This is a genomic window from Bradyrhizobium sp. AZCC 2230 (genome assembly GCF_036924495.1).
Taxonomy (GTDB): domain Bacteria; phylum Pseudomonadota; class Alphaproteobacteria; order Rhizobiales; family Xanthobacteraceae; genus Bradyrhizobium; species Bradyrhizobium rifense.
Genome location: NZ_JAZHRS010000001.1, coordinates 4,563,816 through 4,581,086 on the forward strand (window position 1 = coordinate 4,563,816; position 17,271 = coordinate 4,581,086).

Annotated in this window: 17 protein-coding genes; 8 read left to right on the forward strand and 9 right to left on the reverse strand. The window is 64.1% G+C overall.

Translation table 11 applies throughout. From position 1 onward, the window contains the following. Positions 1 to 369: 369 nt before the first annotated feature. The 4 genes from V1280_RS21830 to V1280_RS21845 are packed head-to-tail and all read left to right on the forward strand — an operon-like array spanning position 370 to position 5,061. Complete coding sequence (locus tag V1280_RS21830) at positions 370 to 1,575, forward strand: MFS transporter (protein WP_334528646.1); 1,206 nt, start codon at positions 370 to 372, stop codon at positions 1,573 to 1,575. Between the two features lie 38 nt (positions 1,576 to 1,613). Then, positions 1,614 to 2,723, forward strand: coding sequence for an FAD binding domain-containing protein (locus V1280_RS21835; RefSeq protein WP_334528648.1), 1,110 nt, complete (start codon positions 1,614 to 1,616; stop codon positions 2,721 to 2,723). Positions 2,724 to 2,750: 27 nt separating this feature from the next. Beyond that, positions 2,751 to 3,899 (forward strand): FAD binding domain-containing protein, encoded by a 1,149-nt coding sequence (locus V1280_RS21840; RefSeq protein ID WP_334528651.1) that lies wholly within the window; start codon positions 2,751 to 2,753, stop codon positions 3,897 to 3,899. A gap of 43 nt (positions 3,900 to 3,942) precedes the next feature. Then, positions 3,943 to 5,061, forward strand: coding sequence for an alkene reductase (locus tag V1280_RS21845; protein ID WP_334528653.1), 1,119 nt, complete (start codon positions 3,943 to 3,945; stop codon positions 5,059 to 5,061). 328 nt (positions 5,062 to 5,389) lie between these two features. Here the strand turns inward: V1280_RS21845 and V1280_RS21850 are convergent, their stop codons facing one another. Further along, complete coding sequence (locus V1280_RS21850; RefSeq protein ID WP_334528655.1) at positions 5,390 to 6,295, reverse strand: LysR family transcriptional regulator; 906 nt, start codon at positions 6,293 to 6,295, stop codon at positions 5,390 to 5,392. Positions 6,296 to 6,416: 121 nt separating this feature from the next. On the opposite strand from V1280_RS21850, the gene V1280_RS21855 reads away from it, so the two are divergent. Further along, positions 6,417 to 7,352, forward strand: a complete 936-nt coding sequence (locus V1280_RS21855) for a ring-cleaving dioxygenase (protein ID WP_334528657.1) — start codon at positions 6,417 to 6,419, stop codon at positions 7,350 to 7,352. After that, positions 7,352 to 7,987 (forward strand): alpha/beta hydrolase, encoded by a 636-nt coding sequence (locus V1280_RS21860; RefSeq protein ID WP_334528658.1) that lies wholly within the window; start codon positions 7,352 to 7,354, stop codon positions 7,985 to 7,987. Before V1280_RS21855 ends, V1280_RS21860 begins: the two co-directional genes overlap by 1 nt. A 67-nt stretch (positions 7,988 to 8,054) precedes the next feature. Here the strand turns inward: V1280_RS21860 and V1280_RS21865 are convergent, their stop codons facing one another. The 7 genes from V1280_RS21865 to V1280_RS21895 are packed head-to-tail and all read right to left on the reverse strand — an operon-like array spanning position 8,055 to position 14,412. After that, a complete protein-coding gene (locus tag V1280_RS21865) occupies positions 8,055 to 8,735 on the reverse strand; it encodes a YoaK family protein (RefSeq protein WP_334528660.1) in 681 nt (226 codons plus the stop codon). 1 nt (position 8,736) lies between these two features. Then, a complete protein-coding gene (locus tag V1280_RS21870; RefSeq protein WP_334528663.1) occupies positions 8,737 to 10,161 on the reverse strand; it encodes an alginate export family protein in 1,425 nt (474 codons plus the stop codon). A 6-nt stretch (positions 10,162 to 10,167) separates the two neighbouring features. After that, complete coding sequence (locus V1280_RS21875) at positions 10,168 to 11,100, reverse strand: glyoxalase (protein WP_334528665.1); 933 nt, start codon at positions 11,098 to 11,100, stop codon at positions 10,168 to 10,170. After that, positions 11,097 to 11,564, reverse strand: a complete 468-nt coding sequence (locus V1280_RS21880; protein ID WP_334528668.1) for a DoxX family protein — start codon at positions 11,562 to 11,564, stop codon at positions 11,097 to 11,099. The genes V1280_RS21875 and V1280_RS21880 overlap by 4 nt, the downstream gene beginning before the upstream one ends. 1 nt (position 11,565) lies before the next feature. Further along, positions 11,566 to 13,446 carry an amidohydrolase gene (locus tag V1280_RS21885; protein WP_334528671.1) on the reverse strand — a complete coding sequence of 627 codons (1,881 nt, stop codon included), beginning with the start codon at positions 13,444 to 13,446 and terminating at the stop codon, positions 11,566 to 11,568. After that, positions 13,443 to 13,733 (reverse strand): XapX domain-containing protein, encoded by a 291-nt coding sequence (locus tag V1280_RS21890; protein WP_334528674.1) that lies wholly within the window; start codon positions 13,731 to 13,733, stop codon positions 13,443 to 13,445. Before V1280_RS21890 ends, V1280_RS21885 begins: the two co-directional genes overlap by 4 nt. Positions 13,734 to 13,761: 28 nt before the next feature. After that, positions 13,762 to 14,412 carry a hydrolase gene (locus V1280_RS21895; protein ID WP_334528677.1) on the reverse strand — a complete coding sequence of 217 codons (651 nt, stop codon included), beginning with the start codon at positions 14,410 to 14,412 and terminating at the stop codon, positions 13,762 to 13,764. Between the two features lie 309 nt (positions 14,413 to 14,721). On the opposite strand from V1280_RS21895, the gene V1280_RS21900 reads away from it, so the two are divergent. Together V1280_RS21900 and V1280_RS21905 are read left to right on the forward strand one after the other, a co-directional pair. After that, positions 14,722 to 15,537: an alpha/beta fold hydrolase gene (locus V1280_RS21900; RefSeq protein WP_334528680.1), complete on the forward strand. Its 816-nt coding sequence runs from the start codon at positions 14,722 to 14,724 to the stop codon at positions 15,535 to 15,537. A gap of 106 nt (positions 15,538 to 15,643) precedes the next feature. After that, complete coding sequence (locus V1280_RS21905; protein WP_334538379.1) at positions 15,644 to 16,183, forward strand: isochorismatase family protein; 540 nt, start codon at positions 15,644 to 15,646, stop codon at positions 16,181 to 16,183. A 17-nt stretch (positions 16,184 to 16,200) separates the two neighbouring features. Here V1280_RS21905 and V1280_RS21910 read toward each other — a convergent pair whose 3' ends face one another. Further along, the gene (locus V1280_RS21910) at positions 16,201 to 17,271 is read right to left on the reverse strand and encodes an AraC family transcriptional regulator (RefSeq protein ID WP_334528683.1); all 1,071 of its coding nucleotides are present in this window, start codon (positions 17,269 to 17,271) and stop codon (positions 16,201 to 16,203) included.

The following is a 17,271-nucleotide window of genomic DNA, read 5'->3' on the forward strand; positions in this document are numbered from 1 at the left end:
CTTTTCAGTTTGATGCGGCGTTTGAACAAACTGTCGATGGCGGCTCGAGCACCTTTTCGTCGATCCTCAACGGCGGAGGCCTCCTCAGTTGCTCTTTCTGCGGATCGCCGCGACGTGCATTGGAGCGAGACAGTCCAAAGCGCCGGCACGGAGTCCAATACGGCTCCGGGAAACGACGTCCTAGCTCTGGCTCGATGCGGACTCACAACACCAGCCCACCGCCAAAGCGGCCCGGTTCGAAGAAAAGCAGTACGGCCGGCGGAACGATCTTGCTATTTATCAGTTGATAAATTAACTGTTGCTCTGCTCGAAGTCAAGTGTCGGAGCCGCGGAACCGAAGCTGCGCGCCCAGCAACAAGGATTTTAGCCATGTCATCGTCCACGCTCACGGAGCAGCGGGTCCCCGAACTCACCCGCGCACGCACGTTTGCCATGGCGCTTTGCGCCGGCATCGCGGTCGCAAACATCTACTACAATCAGCCTCTGCTGGGCATGATCGAGGCGCACTATCCGAACTCCTCCGTCATCGGCCTCGTACCCACGGCCACGCAATTCGGCTATGCAGTCGGCCTGCTCTTCCTGGTCCCGTTGGGCGACCTCTTCGAGAGACGGCGCCTCATCACGGTGCAATTCGTTGTCCTCGCGTTGGCTCTGGCACTTGCGGCCGTCGCCCCGTCCACGCTCGCATTGATCGTAGCCTCGCTCACGCTCGGCGTGGCGGCCACCGTGGCCCAGCAGATCGTTCCGTTCGCCGCGACGCTCGCGGATAACCGGACCAGAGGCGCCGCGGTCGGAACGGTGGTGAGCGGAATCCTGGGCGGCATTCTGCTCAGCCGGACCATCGCCGGCTTCGTCGGAGCCCACTTCGGTTGGCGCGAGATGTTTTGGCTCGGTGCGCCGTTGGCGCTGGGCGCCGCCGCACTGGTGCGTTTGACTCTGCCACGGCACCATCCGACGCACAGCATCGGCTACACCGCCGCCCTGCGATCGCTGATCCATCTCGTCGTCGAGGAGCCGGCGCTTCGACTGGCCGCTGCGACGCAGGCGATGCTGTTCGCCTCGTTCATCGCGTTCTGGACCGTCCTGTCCCTGCATCTCCAGGAGCCGGCATTCGGACTGGGAGCCGAGATCGCCGGCCTGTTTGGAGTGATCGGTGCGTCCGGTATCCTGGCGGCGCCGCTCGCCGGTCGCGTGGCCGACAAGCGCGGACCTCACCTGGTGATCGCGATCGCTGCGGCTATCACGCTGTCATCCTGGGCCGTCTTCGCCGGCTGGAATTCGCTCGCCGGACTGACCGTCGGCGTCGTGTTGCTCGACGTGGGCGTGAACGCCGCGCTCGTCTCCAATCAGCACCTGATATTCGCGCTCCGTCCAGAGGCACGGAGCAGGCTGAATACCGTTTTCATGACCGCGATGTTCGTCGGCGGCTCCCTCGGCTCGCTGGGTGCGAGCTGGGCCCACGCGCACCTGTCGTGGCTCGGCGTGTGCGGCTATGGCGCCGCCCTTGCGACGGCGGGACTGCTGCTACAGCTGCCGACCGCTTTCGGTCGGAACGGCGATCCAGCCCATCACTGAAGCCGATTTCTGATCGTCGGACCTGGAGGTTGCCAGCCATGCGCATCGCGGTCGTCGGAGGTTCGCTTGCCGGATTGTTCGCGGCATCGCTGCTCGCCCGCGATGGACATGACGTATCGGTGTACGAGCGATCCGTCCATGGGCTCGAAGGTCGCGGCGCCGGCCTTCTCGGCAAGCGCGAGACATTCGCCATTCTGCGCGCGTCCGGATGCGAGCACGTGGCGCGCGTCGGCGTGATTGCGCGAGAGCGCATCGTGTTCGGCCCTTCGGGCGGCGTCGTCGATCGGAAGATGCCCCCGCAAGCGCAGATCTCCTGGGACTACATCTACCGCGTCTTCCGCCAGCACATGCCTCGGGGCTCCTATCGGCTCGACCGGCGCATCGAACACATCCGCGAGGACGCGGATCAGGTGGCACTTGGCTTTTCCGACGGAAGCGAGACGTTCGCCGACCTGGCGATCGGCGCCGACGGGATCGCATCGGTTTCGCGAGCCGCCGTCGACGGCCCTTCCGCAACCAATCTCTACGCGGGCTACGTGGGGTGGCGCGGCCTTCTTCCGGAGGCGGCGCTGCCCGGCTTGGCGGCCGACGAACTGCTCGAGCGCTTTGCCTATTTCCGAATGCCGCGTTCCCACGTGATCGGCTTCCTGGTGCCCGGACCGCACGGCGAAACCGAGCTCGGAAGTCGCAGGTACAATTGGGTCTGGTACCGGCCGGCCGCCGGATCGCACGCGAGGGACGAAGTGCTCACGGACGGTGAAGGCCGAATCCATCCGCATTCCCTCCCTCCGGGTGCCGTGTCCGAGAGCGCGCGCAACAGGCTCGTCGAAGATGCCACGCGGCTCCTGCCTCCTGCTTTCGCCGCAGCGATCGAAGCGACCGCCCATCCATTCGTGCAGGGGGTCTTCGACTACGAAACGAAGCGCATGGTTTCCCGACGGATCGCACTGGCGGGGGACGCAGCCTTCGTGGTGCGTCCCCACACCGGGATGGGCATCGCCAAGGCCGCGGCAGACGCGCTCGCCTTGCGGAATCACCTTTCATCGAAGTCGCTCGATGACGCACTCCGGGACTACGGACAGGAACGGCTCCAGGCCAACGCGGCGGTCGCCGCGTCCGGTCGCGAATTGGGCGCGCACCTGGAATGAGCGCACGAACATGAATCGGAGAAACGGATGAGTTGGCACGCCGACCACGACTTCGCGGTGACGATCAGCGGCGGCTCGGTCGCCGGACTATGTAATGCCATCGTCCTTCGCAAGCTCGGTGCGACCGTAACGGTCCACGAACGCCTGCCGGGCCAGATGATAGCGCGTGGCGCGGGAATCGTCGTGCAAAACGAACTCATACGACTGCTGCAGGAAAACGGCGCCGGTCCCCTTCCCTTCACCACCTGCCGCGGCAGGCGATACCTGGATCCGGAGGGAGGCGACGGCGTCCTGCAGCAGATGCCGCAGGAATTCACCTCCTGGGAGGCCATCCACGCGGCGCTGCGGGCCGCCGTTCCGGACGAGTGCTACCGGCCCGGCTCCGAAGTGGTCTCGGCGTCGCAGACCGGCTCGAAGGTCTCGGTGACGCTCCGCGACGGGACGACGGTGGAAAGCGATCTGTTCATCGCAGCCGACGGCTCCGGCTCGCCGATCCGCCGGAAGATGCTTCCCGAAGTCGAGGCGCGCTACGCCGGGTACGTGGCCTGGAGAGGTACCGTCGAGGAAAGCAGCGTTCCTTCGGATCTCCTGCCCTTCTTCGACGATCTCTTCACGTTTTCCGAAGCGCGCAGCGGCGGCCACATGCTGGCGTACTTCATCCCGGGAAGCGACGGCGCGGTGGCAGCCGGATCGCGACGCCTCAACTGGGTGTGGTATGTGCACGTGAGCCTGGCCGAGATCGCCGACGTGCTGACCGACAAGAACGGCGTGCGGCATCGCTCGTCGCTGCCGCGAGGCACCGCGCCCGAGAGGACGGTAGCCGGTCTGCGGGAACGCGCCCTGCGCGAGATCCATCCGAAGATGGCCGCGCTGGTCTCGGCGACGCCGGACCCCTTCCTTCAGAGCATTCTCGACGTGACGGTGCCGAAAACCCTGTTCGGCCGGGTCCTGGTGACCGGCGACGCTGCTTTCGTCGTGCGCCCCCACACGGCAGGAGGCACTGCCAAGGCCGCCTACGAGGCATCGACCCTCGCGCGCGCGCTGAAGTCTGCGCGCGCCAACGTCGACGTCGCCCTCCGATCCACGGAGCGGCAGCAACTCGAGTACGGCAACGCTCTCTACGACTACGGCCTCGCGCTCGGCAATCGCTGGTCGCGGGACAGAACCACCGACTAGACGGCCGGCTGCCGCTCAACACAACACGACAGGAGTGCGATAAATGGCGGATCTCTTCGAATCGACGGCGCTGGGCGATATCGGTCTGGCGAACCGAACGGTGATGGCGCCGATGACGCGTTCGCGGGCGGACGAGCGCGGCGTCATCAATTCTTCCGCGTCGGAATACTACGGCTCGCGCGCGAGCGCCGGCTTGATCATAACCGAAGGCATCAACGTGGGCCCAAAGTCCAACGCCTTCGATCGGGCGCCCGGACTGTGGACGGACGAACAGACCGAGGCTTGGAAAACCGTCGTCGGTCGGGTCCACGAAGAAGGCGGTCGCATCGTCGCCCAGCTTTGGCACGGCGGTCGCGCGAGTGCGCGCGGGCTGCTGTCGGACGAGCAGCCGCTGTCGCCATCCGGCGTCAACGACGATCTGGACCGGCTGCAGGTGTGGGCGCTCCTGGCCAACGGCGCCTACGTGCGCATCGCCGCCACGCCGTCGCGAGCGATGACCGTCCGCGAGATCCAGGACGCCGTGAACGAGTTCGGAGTAGCCGCGGCCAACGCCGCGCGCGCGGGTTTCGACGGCGTGGAGATCCACGGCGCCAACGGCTATCTCGTGCATCAATTTCTTTCGCCGACTATCAATCTGCGGACCGACGACTATGGTGGGAGCGTCGAGGGCCGATCGAGATTGCTCGTCGAGATCGTCGCGGCGATCGCCGAGGCCATTGCGAGGTCGCGGATCGGACTGAGACTCTCGCCGTTCGCCGACTACAACAGCACCCGAGACCCCAATCCGGAAGATACCTATGGAGGGCTCGCAGAGTGGCTGCGAACTGCGGGGCTCGCCTACCTTCACCTGGCCGACACCAACGCCTGGACCGGCGCCCCCGACTTCGGCCGGATGCTTCCGATATTCCGCGATATCTATCGCGGGCCGCTCATCGTCAACGCCGGCATCACTCCCGAGCGAGCCGTCGAGATCGTGAGCTCCGGCGAAGCGGACGCGGTCGCGTTCGGGCGCCTGTTTCTCGCCAATCCGGACCTTCCGGCCCGGATCCGGGCGGGCGGCCCCTACAACCCGCCACAACCGTTCGGGTTCTATGGTGGTTCGGATCTGGGTTATCTCGACTACCCGAGCTTGAATTCGCCGAGGCCGGATAGCGCGCCCTGACCGACCGGAGGCGCCGCGTTACGCGGCTCGGGCGGGTGGCGGTGGCTTCTGCCAGTTCGATCTCTCTCGGCAAGCTGCTGGGACGCTACGGCTAACTTTTCGCCTGAGCAGGCCGCCCTGCGGAAGCCGCCTGGGTTCTGCCGGTTGTTTTAGGCTCGCTGGTGAGCGTGCGACGGCCGAGACGTGTCTGACGTCGCAAAAGGGCGCAGTGACCTGCCAGCGGTCACGGAACGGGATGGAATGGCGCATTGCCCTCAGAAGGTCGTGCACCGCTCCATCTTCCGATCTGCGGAGCTGCCTGAGACGTACCGGACGCGATCGCCTCCCTTCATTTTCCTTGCGGTTCGACTTCGCGCCCGAAACGTTCGACGAGAAAATCGATGAAGAGCCGCACCTTGATCGACAGGTGCCTGGTAGGCGGATAGATCGCGTACAACGCCAATGGCGGCGCCCAGAAATCCTTCAGGACCTCCTTCAAACGCCCCTTCTGCAGAGCCTCTCTCGCGATGAATTCGGGTATCAGCGCCACGCCCCGCCCCTTCAGGGCGACGTCGCGCAGCACCTCCGCATTGTTGACGCACAGCGACCAGGCCGGCTGAATCCAGTGCTCTCCGTCCGCCCCCGTCAGTTTCCACTGGTTGCCCGTGAGCAGGAACCCGTACGTTAGCGAGACGTGACCGCGCAGGTCCTGCGGGTGACGAGGCGTACCGTGCCGCTTCAGATAATCGGACGAAGCGCAGATCACCCTTGGCATCGGCGCGATCTTCCTCGCGATCAGACTGGACGATTCAAGTTCCGCGATCCGAAGAGTCACATCGAAGCCGTCCTGGACCGGATCGACCAAGTTGTCGCCCAGCACGAGCTGAAGCTGCATCTCCGGATACTTGATCATGAAGTCGGCGAGCGCCGGCCCCAGCCTGATCGTGCCGAACGACATCGGCGCGTTGATGCGCAGAAGGCCGCGCGGGGTCGACTGCAAATGCGTCACCGCCTGATCGGCGGCCTCGAGCTCGGAGAGGATCACCAGCGCCCGCTCGTAGTAGAGCTGGCCGTTCTCGTTGGCGCTGGCGTGCCTGGTGGTCCGGTTGAGAAGCTGCACTCCGAGGCTCTCCTCGAGGTCAGAAACGTATTTGCTCATGGCTGACCTGGACAGCCGCAACTGACGGCCGGCCTCGGAGAAGCTCCCGCTTTCGACCACCTTCACAAAAGCCCTCAGACTGGCCAGCTTGTCCATTCCCACCCCATTGTCGCCAAAACGTAAACAGAGGCGACATAAAAGCATGGATTGTTCTCAAATCAAAGCTGCCCGATATGGGGAGCAGAACCAAGCCGAACTGCAAACCCCGGAGATCAACATGTCAGGCATTCACCACGTCACCGCCGTCGCAGGCGACTCGCATAAGAACTACAGCTTCTACACGCGGGATCTCGGGCTGCGGTTCGTCAAGAAGACCGTCAACTTCGACGATCCGGCGACCTACCATTTCTATTACGGCGACGAGACCGGCCGCCCCGGCACGATCCTCACATTCTTTCCCTGGGAAGGAGCTCCGGAGGGCCGTCGCGGAGTCGGCGAAACCCACCAGACGACTTTCCGGGTCCCGCAGCGCTCCATCGGCTACTGGACGCAGCGCTTCCTCGAGAAGGGGATCAAGTTCGAGGCGCTGGAAAAGCGCTTTGGCGAGCCGGTGCTCGCCTTTTCAGATCCGGACGGCATGGCTCTCGCCCTCGTCGGGGTCGCCGGCGCTGCGGACGAAGCGGGATGGAGCAACGGCGACGTGCCGGAGGAACATGCGATCCGCGGCTTCCAAGGCGTCACTCTCCTGATCGAGGATGCGACGAGGACCGCAAAGGTCCTTACCGACGTGTTCGGGTTTCGCGAGACTGCCCGCGAAGGCTCCGTGATCCGGTTCATGGCGCCCGGCGACGCGAATGGCAACGTGGTCGACATCTATGAGGCGAAGGGCTTCCTGCGCGGCAGACAGGGCCGCGGCTCGGTGCACCACATCGCATTCCGCGCCAAGGACGACGCCGAACAGGGAAGCATGGCCGAGAAGCTTGTCAGCAATCATGGGCTTCATCCCACCGAACAGAAGGACCGCAACTACTTCCGATCGATCTACTTCCGGGAGCCGGGCGGCGTGCTGTTCGAGATCGCGACGGACATTCCGGGATTCGCGGTTGACGAACCGGTCGAGACGCTCGGCCGCGATCTGAAACTGCCGAGCTTCCTGGAGTCGCACCGCAAGGAAATCGAGGGCGTTCTGCCTGAACTTCAAGGAGCCGCATGATGACCGCAAATTCTCCATTCACCCATCGCTTCGAACCGGGCGATCGGACGGGCGCGCCGCCGCTCCTGCTGCTTCACGGCACGGGCGGCGACGAGAACGATCTGCTGCAGCTCGGCACCATGATCTCGCCGGGCTCCCCGCTCCTGTCGCCCAGGGGCCGCGTGCTCGAGAACGGGATGCCACGCTTCTTTCGTCGCCTTGCGGAGGGCGTGTTCGACGAGGAAGACGTGCGTGATCGCGCGCTCGAGCTCGGAGAGTTCGTCCAGGTCGCCCGGGAACGCTACGGCATCGACGCACCGCTCGCCGTGGGCTACTCGAACGGCGCCAACATCGCCGCCGCGCTTCTGCTGATGGATCCCCGGGCGCTCTCCGGAGCGATCCTGCTGCGCGCCATGGTCCCGCTGACGGACCCGCCCGCCGCGCATCTCGACGGAAAGCCGGTCTTGATCGTGTCCGGACAGCAGGATCCCATCGTTCCATCCGACAACGCGGATGCGCTCGCCGCGATGCTGTCGGCGGCGGGAGCCAAGGTGGATCATCGCATCCTGCCGGTAGGCCATCAGCTTTCGCAGATCGACGTCGCGCTCGCCCGCGCCTGGCTGGCCAAAGCGAAGCAGCATGCGATGGCCACCTGAACAGGAGACTCTGGCCTCACGGCCGGGCACCGATCGACACACCTCGACTCCAACGGTCGGCACCCGGTCACTTAGGCTCGGGCGCGGCCAGGAACACCGCCGGGAACGCGATCAGCGGAGGCAAGACGAAACACCAGGTCCCGAACTTCGCGTAGAGCCATGCACCAGCGGCGCAGCCCAACGCAAAGGCAGCCACGCTCGCCGCCATCTTGCCGAGCCGCGGCCTGGCTACGGTCAGTACCGATGCTGGCGCGCCGCGCAGGACGTCCGCGACGTCGATCATGATCTGGGTTGTCGTGCCGGTCATCAGCGTAGTGGGAGGCTCGCTACCCATATGGATCCGGTGCGCCGCATTCTGAATGGCCATCGCGGCGACCAGGATCATGCCGGTGCAGATCGCCTGCCAAGAATCGCCCTGGACGAACGGCCCGAACTGGATGGCGCAGGCACCGCCTATGGCGAGAAGCACCACCTTGAGGGCCATCATCGAGCGGAAGATCGGCAACCCAATCGTAGGCAGGAAGAAGCTGAACATCCGTGTGGTGATCACGACCAGGCAGAAGACGGGAAGCGCGAGGAGCTTGGCGCGGCCGCCGGACGTGCCGAGCACCATCGCCGCTCCGAACGTGACGAAATTGCCGGTGACGTGCGCAGTGAACAGTCCTTGGAGCGCCAGAAAGCCGGCGGTATCCACGAAGCCGGCATTCAGGCTCATCAGAAGCGGAAGCAGGAATATATGCCGGGGCATCTCACCAACCGTACTGAAGCTGGACGCCCAGATAGTTGCTGGTGTGTCCCCCGGCGCGGATGATCGTGTCGCCGACGTCGAAATGCACAGCTTCGATGGCGCCCGTGAGATGGTCGTTGAAGGCGTAGTCGACCCTAAGCTGGCCATATGCGCCCGTCCAATTGCTTCCCTTACCGGCGGTCCCCGCAATGGGCACGTTGGGCTGGACATAAATCGCGTCGGCCGTGGTCTCGCGCCATTGAAAGCCGACCGCGGCCAGCACTTTCAGCCGCTCTATCGGATTGAACATGATGGCCGGTTTGATATGCACCAGGTTCACGTAGCCCGTGTAGCCGGCAAGGGTGAAGTAGTAGCCGTTGGGGAAGAGCGGATTGAACGTGCCCAGCGATCCATCTGCGGGGTGATGGTCGCCGGACGCGGCGTCGATCTGTAGCCCGACCCGCGGCTGCCACGGCACGCTGCTGAACGTGTAGCCCGTGCGCGCGCCGACGGCCCAAGCGCGAATGTCCGTCGTCCCCACCTGGCCTACCTGCCCCATGGCCTCGAGGTCCCAATCGAAATTTTGGGCGTTGCCCGCGAAGCGGACATCGAACACGTGTCGATGTTCCTCACCACTCGCATCCAGATATCTGGCATTGTTCCGTTCGTAGAGGGAATAGTAGCCGGACAGCTCTTTATCGCCGAACACCTTGCGCTCGACCCTCAACGTGCTGAATTGGAAGTTGTCGTTCGAGGTATCGTCGAAGGGACGCCCATCAAAGTATTGCACTGGACGGCTGACGAAACCGATGAATCGCCAGGCTCCGCTTTCCCAATCACCCCAGATCGCATCGAACGACTGCCGGACGTTGGGCCCGTCCCGCGACGAAACGAAGCGTTGAAGGTCGAATGCGAAGTCCTGTCGTCCTATCCGCGCCTTCAGGGTCCCGCCGGAGAACGTGTTGACGTACTCCAGGAAGGCAAGGCGAAGGTCGAGACGGTCCTGGTCGACCGGAGAGATGCTGAGCTTGTCGAAGGCCCGATCGTCCTCGAGTTGGACGAAGGCACGCCAGTTCTCGTCGAAGTGAATGTCGGCGTGGACCTGCAGGCGTTGCAGCAGGTAGCTGTCGGACGGCGTATTGGCGGTGCCGAAACCTGCCGCGTTGTTGCTCTCGAACCGCTCGCGCAAGGTGGCGCCCAGCGAAATATAACTCTTGGGGTCGGTGGCCCAGAGCGGGATGTACTTGAGCCCGTCAAACGGTTCGGTGCGCAGTCTCGGATCGGCGAGAACCGACCAATCCTCCGCCCAACGGTTCGCCTGAATCGCTGGCCGTTTCGGGAGCGCGCCATCATCCGCGAACGCGCTGTCGGCACGCGCGCTGAAGGTCGCGAGCGCCAGGACGATCCAGAATCCGCGCAGACCGGCCCAATCCGACACCGAACTCATCACTCCTTACCTGCCGATTGCCCGCGCGGCGCTCTTTTCCGCAACCGAATGAACCTCTGCGATGTAGCCGCCGGGAAACATGACGAATGCCGTGGAGCGCCCGTCCGCCGTATAGGGCTCGACCAGGACCGTAGCGCCGGCTTCCTTTGCTTTGCCAAGGGTTGCAGCGAGGTCGGCCACTTCATAGCCCGTCGTCTCCCGACCGTAGGGATAGGGCAGATGCCCGTCGGTGACCAGTACGACCATCTTCCCGAATCCGGACTCGATCCGGATGCGCCGGTAGGTCGCGTCAGGCATGCCTATCTCGACGCCCGGCGCCTTCGCGTCGTCCGACACGATCTTGCCGTTGGAAAATCCGACGAAGCCCTTGGTAAAAGCGCCCGCCCTATCGGGCGAGATGTACACGCGGTTCTCCGGAATCCGCTCGAAGGGCGCGTAGTCGGGCTTCGTCGTGTGCCAATAGATCTGCAAATTGACGCCGCCGGGAAACTGGACCACGGCATCGCGCCCGATGGGGTCGGGGAAGGTGGAGACGATCACGTCCGCGCCCGCAGCTCGGGCCGTTTTGACCGCCTGGTCGATGTCGCTGACCAGGTAGCCGTTGCGCTCGGCGCCGAAGGGATAAGGGATCGGCGTCTTGAAGCCGAACAAGGACACGGTGCCGACAGGCGTCTGCAATAGTTGCGACGTGGTGCTGCTCGGCGTCGGCGTCACGGTCGCAACCACCTGCTTGGTGCTCTTGCCGCCGAAAGTCGCCAGAAAGCTCGCCACGAACTTGTCCACATCGTCTGGCGCAACGTAGACGTGGGTCGTATCGTATTGAGGAGCGACGGCAACCGCCGTCTCCTTGGACTTCGTTGCATCCTTGGCGACGACCGGCGCGCTCGCTGCGACAGCGGCGGCAAGCACGAAAATTGCGAAAGCGCTCGTTGATTTCATTGTGAAACTCCTTGGACGATTTGGGTCCGCGCTGCGGGGTTCGGGCCGAAGGCGCCCTCCTCGGAAAGAATCGAGACGACGACCAGACCGGCGATCAACCCGAGGTGTTCGAAGAAGGCGTTCATAGCCATGAACCTCTCATGGCCTTCCATCGTCCAGAAGGCGTTCGCGGTAAGCATCGCGACGAACGTCAGAACGCCGAGCGCGCCGGCGCCGAGCCACACGAATCGGTTCGAGACGACGAGCAGAGACCCACCCAGTTCGACGATGATGGCGGCTGCCGCCCATAGCCAGCCCGGAGTGAGGCCGAAATGCTCCTGCTCGGCGACGGCGCCGCCGAAGTCGAGCAGCTTGGCGAAACCGCCGAGGATATATGCGGACACCAATAGCAGCCTGGCCACATGCCACAGGATCGGCCGGCGCAGGATGACGGAGATCCAGCCGGGTGATGCGCTTTTCCGCACGTCAGACCGCCCAGCAGGCGCACCCCAGCGCGCCCCAGAAGCTTCGGAGATCGGACACCGGCAGCCGGCTCGACCAGGCCGTTGCGTGATCGTGGCCGTGCACGCCACAAGAGTTTGCGCAGCCGCACATCTGCATGGCCTTCATCGCAAGATTGCCTTCCTTCGCCTTTTCGTCGGCCCAAGCCGCGTATCCGCCGAAGCGTCGCACCGGCGACCAGTCCGGCATGGCGGGCGGCGGCGTGACGCTCTCCAGTTTGGAGAAGTCGCCGGCACCAAACACCACCTTCCCCCCGACCATGGTCAGCAGCGAGGTCGTATCGGCGATCTCAGCCTCGCTGCAGGAGAAATAGTCGCGGTCCGGAACGACGAGGTCGGCGAGTTGGCCTACCTGGATGCGTCCCTTGTTGCCTTCCTCGTTCGAGAACCAGGTCACGTTCTCGGTCCACATCCGCAGCGCCGTCTCGCGATCGAGGCAGTTGCGCTGCGGCGTGATCCGAAGTCCCCCGACGGTCCGGCCAGTGACGAGCCAGGACAGCGAAACCCAAGGGTTGTAGGAAGCCACACGCGTGGCATCGGTGCCGGCCGAAACCTTGACGCCCTTGTCGATGATCTTCTTGACCGGCGGCGTCGCTTCGGCCGCCCCAGCGCCGTACCGTTCCACGAAGTATTCGCCTTGGTAGGCCATGCGGTGCTGCACGGCGATGCCGCCGCCGAGCGCCGCGATGCGGTCGATCGACTGATCGGAGATCGTCTCGGCGTGATCGAAGAACCAATGCATACCTTCCAGGGGAATGTCCTGGTCGACACGTTCGAACACGTCCAGCGCCCGCGAGATCGTCTCGTCGTAGGTCGCATGGAGCCGCCACGGCCACTTGTTCTGGGCGAGGACGCGGACGACCTCCTCGAGCTCGCCCTCCATCTCCGGCGGCATATCCGGACGGGGGACCCGGAAATCCTCGAAATCGGCTGCCGAGAAGACAAGCATCTCGCCGGCGCCGTTGTGCCGGAAATAGTCGTCGCCCTGCTTGTACTTCGAGGTCTTCGTCCAGTTCAGGAAGTCTTCCTTCTCGCCCTTGGGCTTCTGGGTGAAGAGATTGTAGGCGAGCCGGACCGTCAGCAAACCCTCGTCGTTGAGCTTCTGGATGACGGCATAGTCCTCGGGATAGTTCTGGAATCCTCCGCCCGCGTCGATCGCGCCGGTGACGCCCAGCCGGTTCAATTCTCGCATGAAATGGCGGGTGGAATTGACCTGATAGTCGAACGGCAGCTTCGGACCTCTGGCGAGCGTCGCGTAGAGGATATTCGCGTTAGGCTTCGCGAGCAGAAGCCCGGTCGGGTTACCATTGGCGTCGCGGACGATCTCGCCTCCCGGCGGTTCCGGCGTGTCCTTGGCGTAGCCGACGGCACGCAGCGCGGCGCCGTTCAGGATCGCCCGGTCGTAGAGATGCAGCAGGAAGACCGGTGTGTCGGGCGCAACGGCGTTGAGCTCGTCGATCGTCGGCAGCCGCTTCTCGGCGAACTGATGCTCCGTGAATCCACCGACGACCCTCACCCACTGGGGAGGCGGTGTGACCGCGACCTGCCGCTTCAGCATGTCCATCGCGTCCGCAAGCGAGCGCACCCCGTCCCACCGGAGCTCCATGTTGAAGTTCAGACCGCCGCGGATGATGTGAAGATGGTTGTCGATCAGGCCGGGCAGCACGCGATGGCCCTTGAGATCGACGACTTTCGTCGAGGGGCCGGCGAGCTTCATCACGTCGTGATCGTGCCCGACCGCGACGAAGCGGCCGTCGGCGATCGCGACGGCGGAAGCCGTCGGATTGGACCGGTCGAGCGTCGCGAACAGTCCGCGATGCAGGATGACGTCAGGTTCCGGGCTCATGAATGCTTCTCCACGCTTTCGAGGGAAGTCGTCTTCGACGACCGATCGTCTTGTCGTCCGGGAAGCATCCCGAACATGTGGGGAGCGCACTTGGCCTGTTTCCAAGCCGCGGCGAGCCCGTTGCCCGACAGCAACTGCCGCGTCACCGGCACGATCTGTTCGCCGGCGAGGATGCCGAGAAGCCCGACGAGCGCCACCAACGGCGGCGCCGGCGAGCGTACGTTGAGGAGACTGTAGACGACGCCGACCAGAAGGCCGGCGCCCAACGACAGCAGGTAGATCTTCATGGCATCACTCCCGGTAACGATGCCGATTTCAGGCCGCCTTCGTTCCGCCTTCGGACGCGTGTTCGCCGAGCGCCCACTTCGAGAAGCGGATCTGGATCCCGTAGGGCGAATGCGCGCGCTGGATGTCCATCATGCCTTCATACGTCTCGCTGCGCGCCCAATCCTGCTGGAGCTCGTAGGCGTATTGCGAGGAGGTGATGGGAACCGCGCCGGCTTGGATTGCGCGCTCCATGGCCCGGTTGTGCGCTTCGAGCGAGAGGTCGCCGCAAGCGTCCGCGGAAATGTAGATCTCATAGCCCTCCCTGAGCATGTCGAGCGTCGGGAAGATGACGCAAGCCTCGGTCCAAAGGCCTGCAATCACGAACTTCTTGCGACCGGTCGCCGCCACGGCCTTGCGGAAGTTCGGATCCAGCCAGGAGTTCATGGACGTCCGGTCGATGATGTCGTGCTCGGGAAACAGAGAGGCGACCTCAGGCATGAAAGGTCCGGAGAAGGAATCCCGCGCGACGGTCGTCAGGACCGTCGGGATCTTGAAAAGCTTTGCCGCCTTCGCGAGAATCTGGACGTTGTTCACGGTGACAAGACGATCATGAGATTGAACGCCCTGAAACATCGCGGGCTGGTAGTCGATCAACGCGATCGCGCTGTTTTCCGGGGTGAGCATTTCGAGCTTCGACATCGGGACGTCTCCTTGCGATCGGCGTGCGCGATCTGGCGTAAGGGTGGTGCAAGCCGCCGCATCGTGAACATCGAACCCCGCGCAACGCTTGGACGATCGCGTCGCGGCTTGGACTCAGGCCCGATGACGTCCGAGGGCGCCTAATTGCCGAGTGTTCGCTGCGTCAGCGCCGGTCCGGGATCGCAAGCAAGTCCAAAGCATGCGCAGACAGTCCAAGCCACCGCGCACTTCATCCGCGACGTTTGCGCGCGGGATCCGGGCCACCTCGCGGGCGACATCCCGGTCCGCAACTCGTCACAGGAGCGAAACATGGCTTTTCTTAAATTGCGGGAGGGTACCGAGCTTTATTTTAAGGACTGGGGGGCCGGTAAGCCGATCCTGTTCAGCCACGGCTGGCCACTCAGCGCGGACATGTGGGACGCGCAGATGCTGTTCTTCGCCGAGCACGGCTACCGGACCGTGGCGTTCGACCGCAGGGGCTTCGGCCGGTCGAGCCAGCCCTGGATGGGGTACGACTACGACACCTTTGCCGACGATATTGCCGATCTCGTCGAGCATCTCGACCTGAAGGATCTGACGCTCGTCGGATTCTCCATGGGAGGCGGAGACATCTCGCGCTACGTCGCGCGCCACGGAACGTCGCGGGTCTCCAAGTTCGTCCTGCTGAGCGCCGTGACGCCTCTCTTCGTGAAGACTCCGGACCACGACGGCGTGGACAAATCGGTGTTCGACGGCATCAAGGCCGGATTGGTCAAGGACCGCCCGCAGTTTCTCGACGATTTTAGCCCCCTCTTCTACGGCACCAACCACGGCATGAAAGTATCGCAAGGCATATTCAAGCAGACCCTTCAGATCGCGCTTCAGGCGTCGGTCAAGGCGACGATCGATTGCGTGACTGCATTCTCGGAAACCGACTTCCGGCCGGACATGGCCAAGATCGACGTGCCCACCCTTGTCATCCATGGCGAAGACGACCAGGTCGTGCCGCTCGCCTATACGGGTAAGCTGGCGGCCGAGATGATCAAGGGCGCCAAACTGAAGACCTACCCCGGCGCTCCCCACGCGACGGCGACGACGCATGCCGACCAGGTCAACGCCGACCTCCTCGCCTTCCTGAAGGCCTAGGCGGAGAAGACCAATGGCACCGAATCCGCTTCACCTGCTCGAACCCAAGGACTGCGCCCTGCTCCTGGTCGACCAATAGGCCGGTCTGGCCTTCGGAGTTGGATCGATCGACCGGCAGGTCCTCTTGAACAATGTCGTCGCTCTCGCCAAGACCGCGACCGTGTTCGGCCTCCCGGTCGTCGCCTCCACCTCGGCGACCAAGGTATACAGCGGACCGCTGATGCCGGCGGTCAAGTCGGCGCTTCCCGGCGTCGAGCCGATCGACCGGCGTAGCATGAACATGTGGGAGGACGACAAGGCGCGCGAGGCAGTTTTGGCCACCGGCCGCGGCCGCCTGATCGTTTCCGGGCTTTTAACCGAGGCGTGCGTGACGTTCGCCGTGCTCTCGGCGCTGTCGGCCGGCCTGGAAGTCTACGTCGTCGGAGACGCCTGCGGAGGGCTCACGACCGCAAGCCACGAACTGGCTCTGGGCCGGATGGAGGCCGCTGGCGCCCGTCTCACGTCCTGGATCCAGGTCCTGCTCGAGATGCAGCGCGATTGGACAAGACACGAAACATACGACGGTGCACGCGCCATAGTCGAATCCCATGCCGGAGGATACGGGATCGGCCTGGCTTACGCCCGCGACATGATCCGCCCGGCTTGAGCAGGGGCGCGATGGCGTCAACCTTCGGAGCGGGCCCGTCGCCAGGCTCCGGGGCTGGCTCCGACGCAGCGGGAGAACACCCTGGTGAAATAGCTCTGGTCTCCGAAGCCGCAGATAAGCGCGATGTCGGCGAGCGGAAGCTTCGTGCTCAACATCAGACGCTTCGCCTCCTCGATGCGAAGCTGCGACAGGAATTCGTGCGGTGCGACCCCGGTGCTCCGTCGGAAGGATCTCGCAAAGTGGCTCGGCGTCAACTTGCACTCCGCAGCGACGTCGGCAATGGTCAGGCTGCTGGCAAGCCGCGTCCGCATGATCTCCTTGGCGCGTCGCTCCTGCCATGGCGCAAGACCCCCGCCCATGACCTCGTCGCCCGGGCGCATGCCGCCGTAGGCCTGCGCGAAATGAGCGAGCAGGCTCAACCCGATTTGGTCGATGAATAGCTGATTAGTCGGCGGACCCTGCTCCACGGCGCTGAGCAGAACGCTCGACAGGGTCGAAAGGAAGGGGTCGCGCTGATCCCTGCTCCATTTGAGCGTCGAGATGGGCCTGGCTCCATGCTCACGCGCGAAGTCGTCCAGCGCCTTGCCCGGAACGTAGTATTGAAGGGCGTCGAACGGCCCTTTGAATTGGCATTGCGGGTTGTCGCGAAGATCTGTCACGCTGACCGCCCCCGCACCGAAAGCTTCCGAATACCGCGGCCGTCCGGCGAGCCAGCAGGAGTGCTTATCGAAATCGCCAAGCTGGTGAACGATGCTGAAGGCCGGCTCCGAAGGAATGGCGGCGGTTCGTTCTGGAAGGAATTGGGAGCAGGTCAGGCGGGTTACCGCAAGGATCAACTGCTGCTCGCGCTCGATCTGCAACAGGCAGTCGCCGTCCATTCCGAGGTGCTGACCAAGGCGACGACCGTAGAAGCCGCGGGACGCACTATCAGATTCCCTGATTGGAACGTCCAAAGCTTCCTCTCCGCTGGATATGTCCGCCGAAGTACCATATTCCAGGTCCCGTCTGCCGAACAAGGTTCCCAGATAGACAGATAAGAGCCTTGATTCAAGTGCAAGATCGGCCACGCATCGAAAGCGACGTCCCAT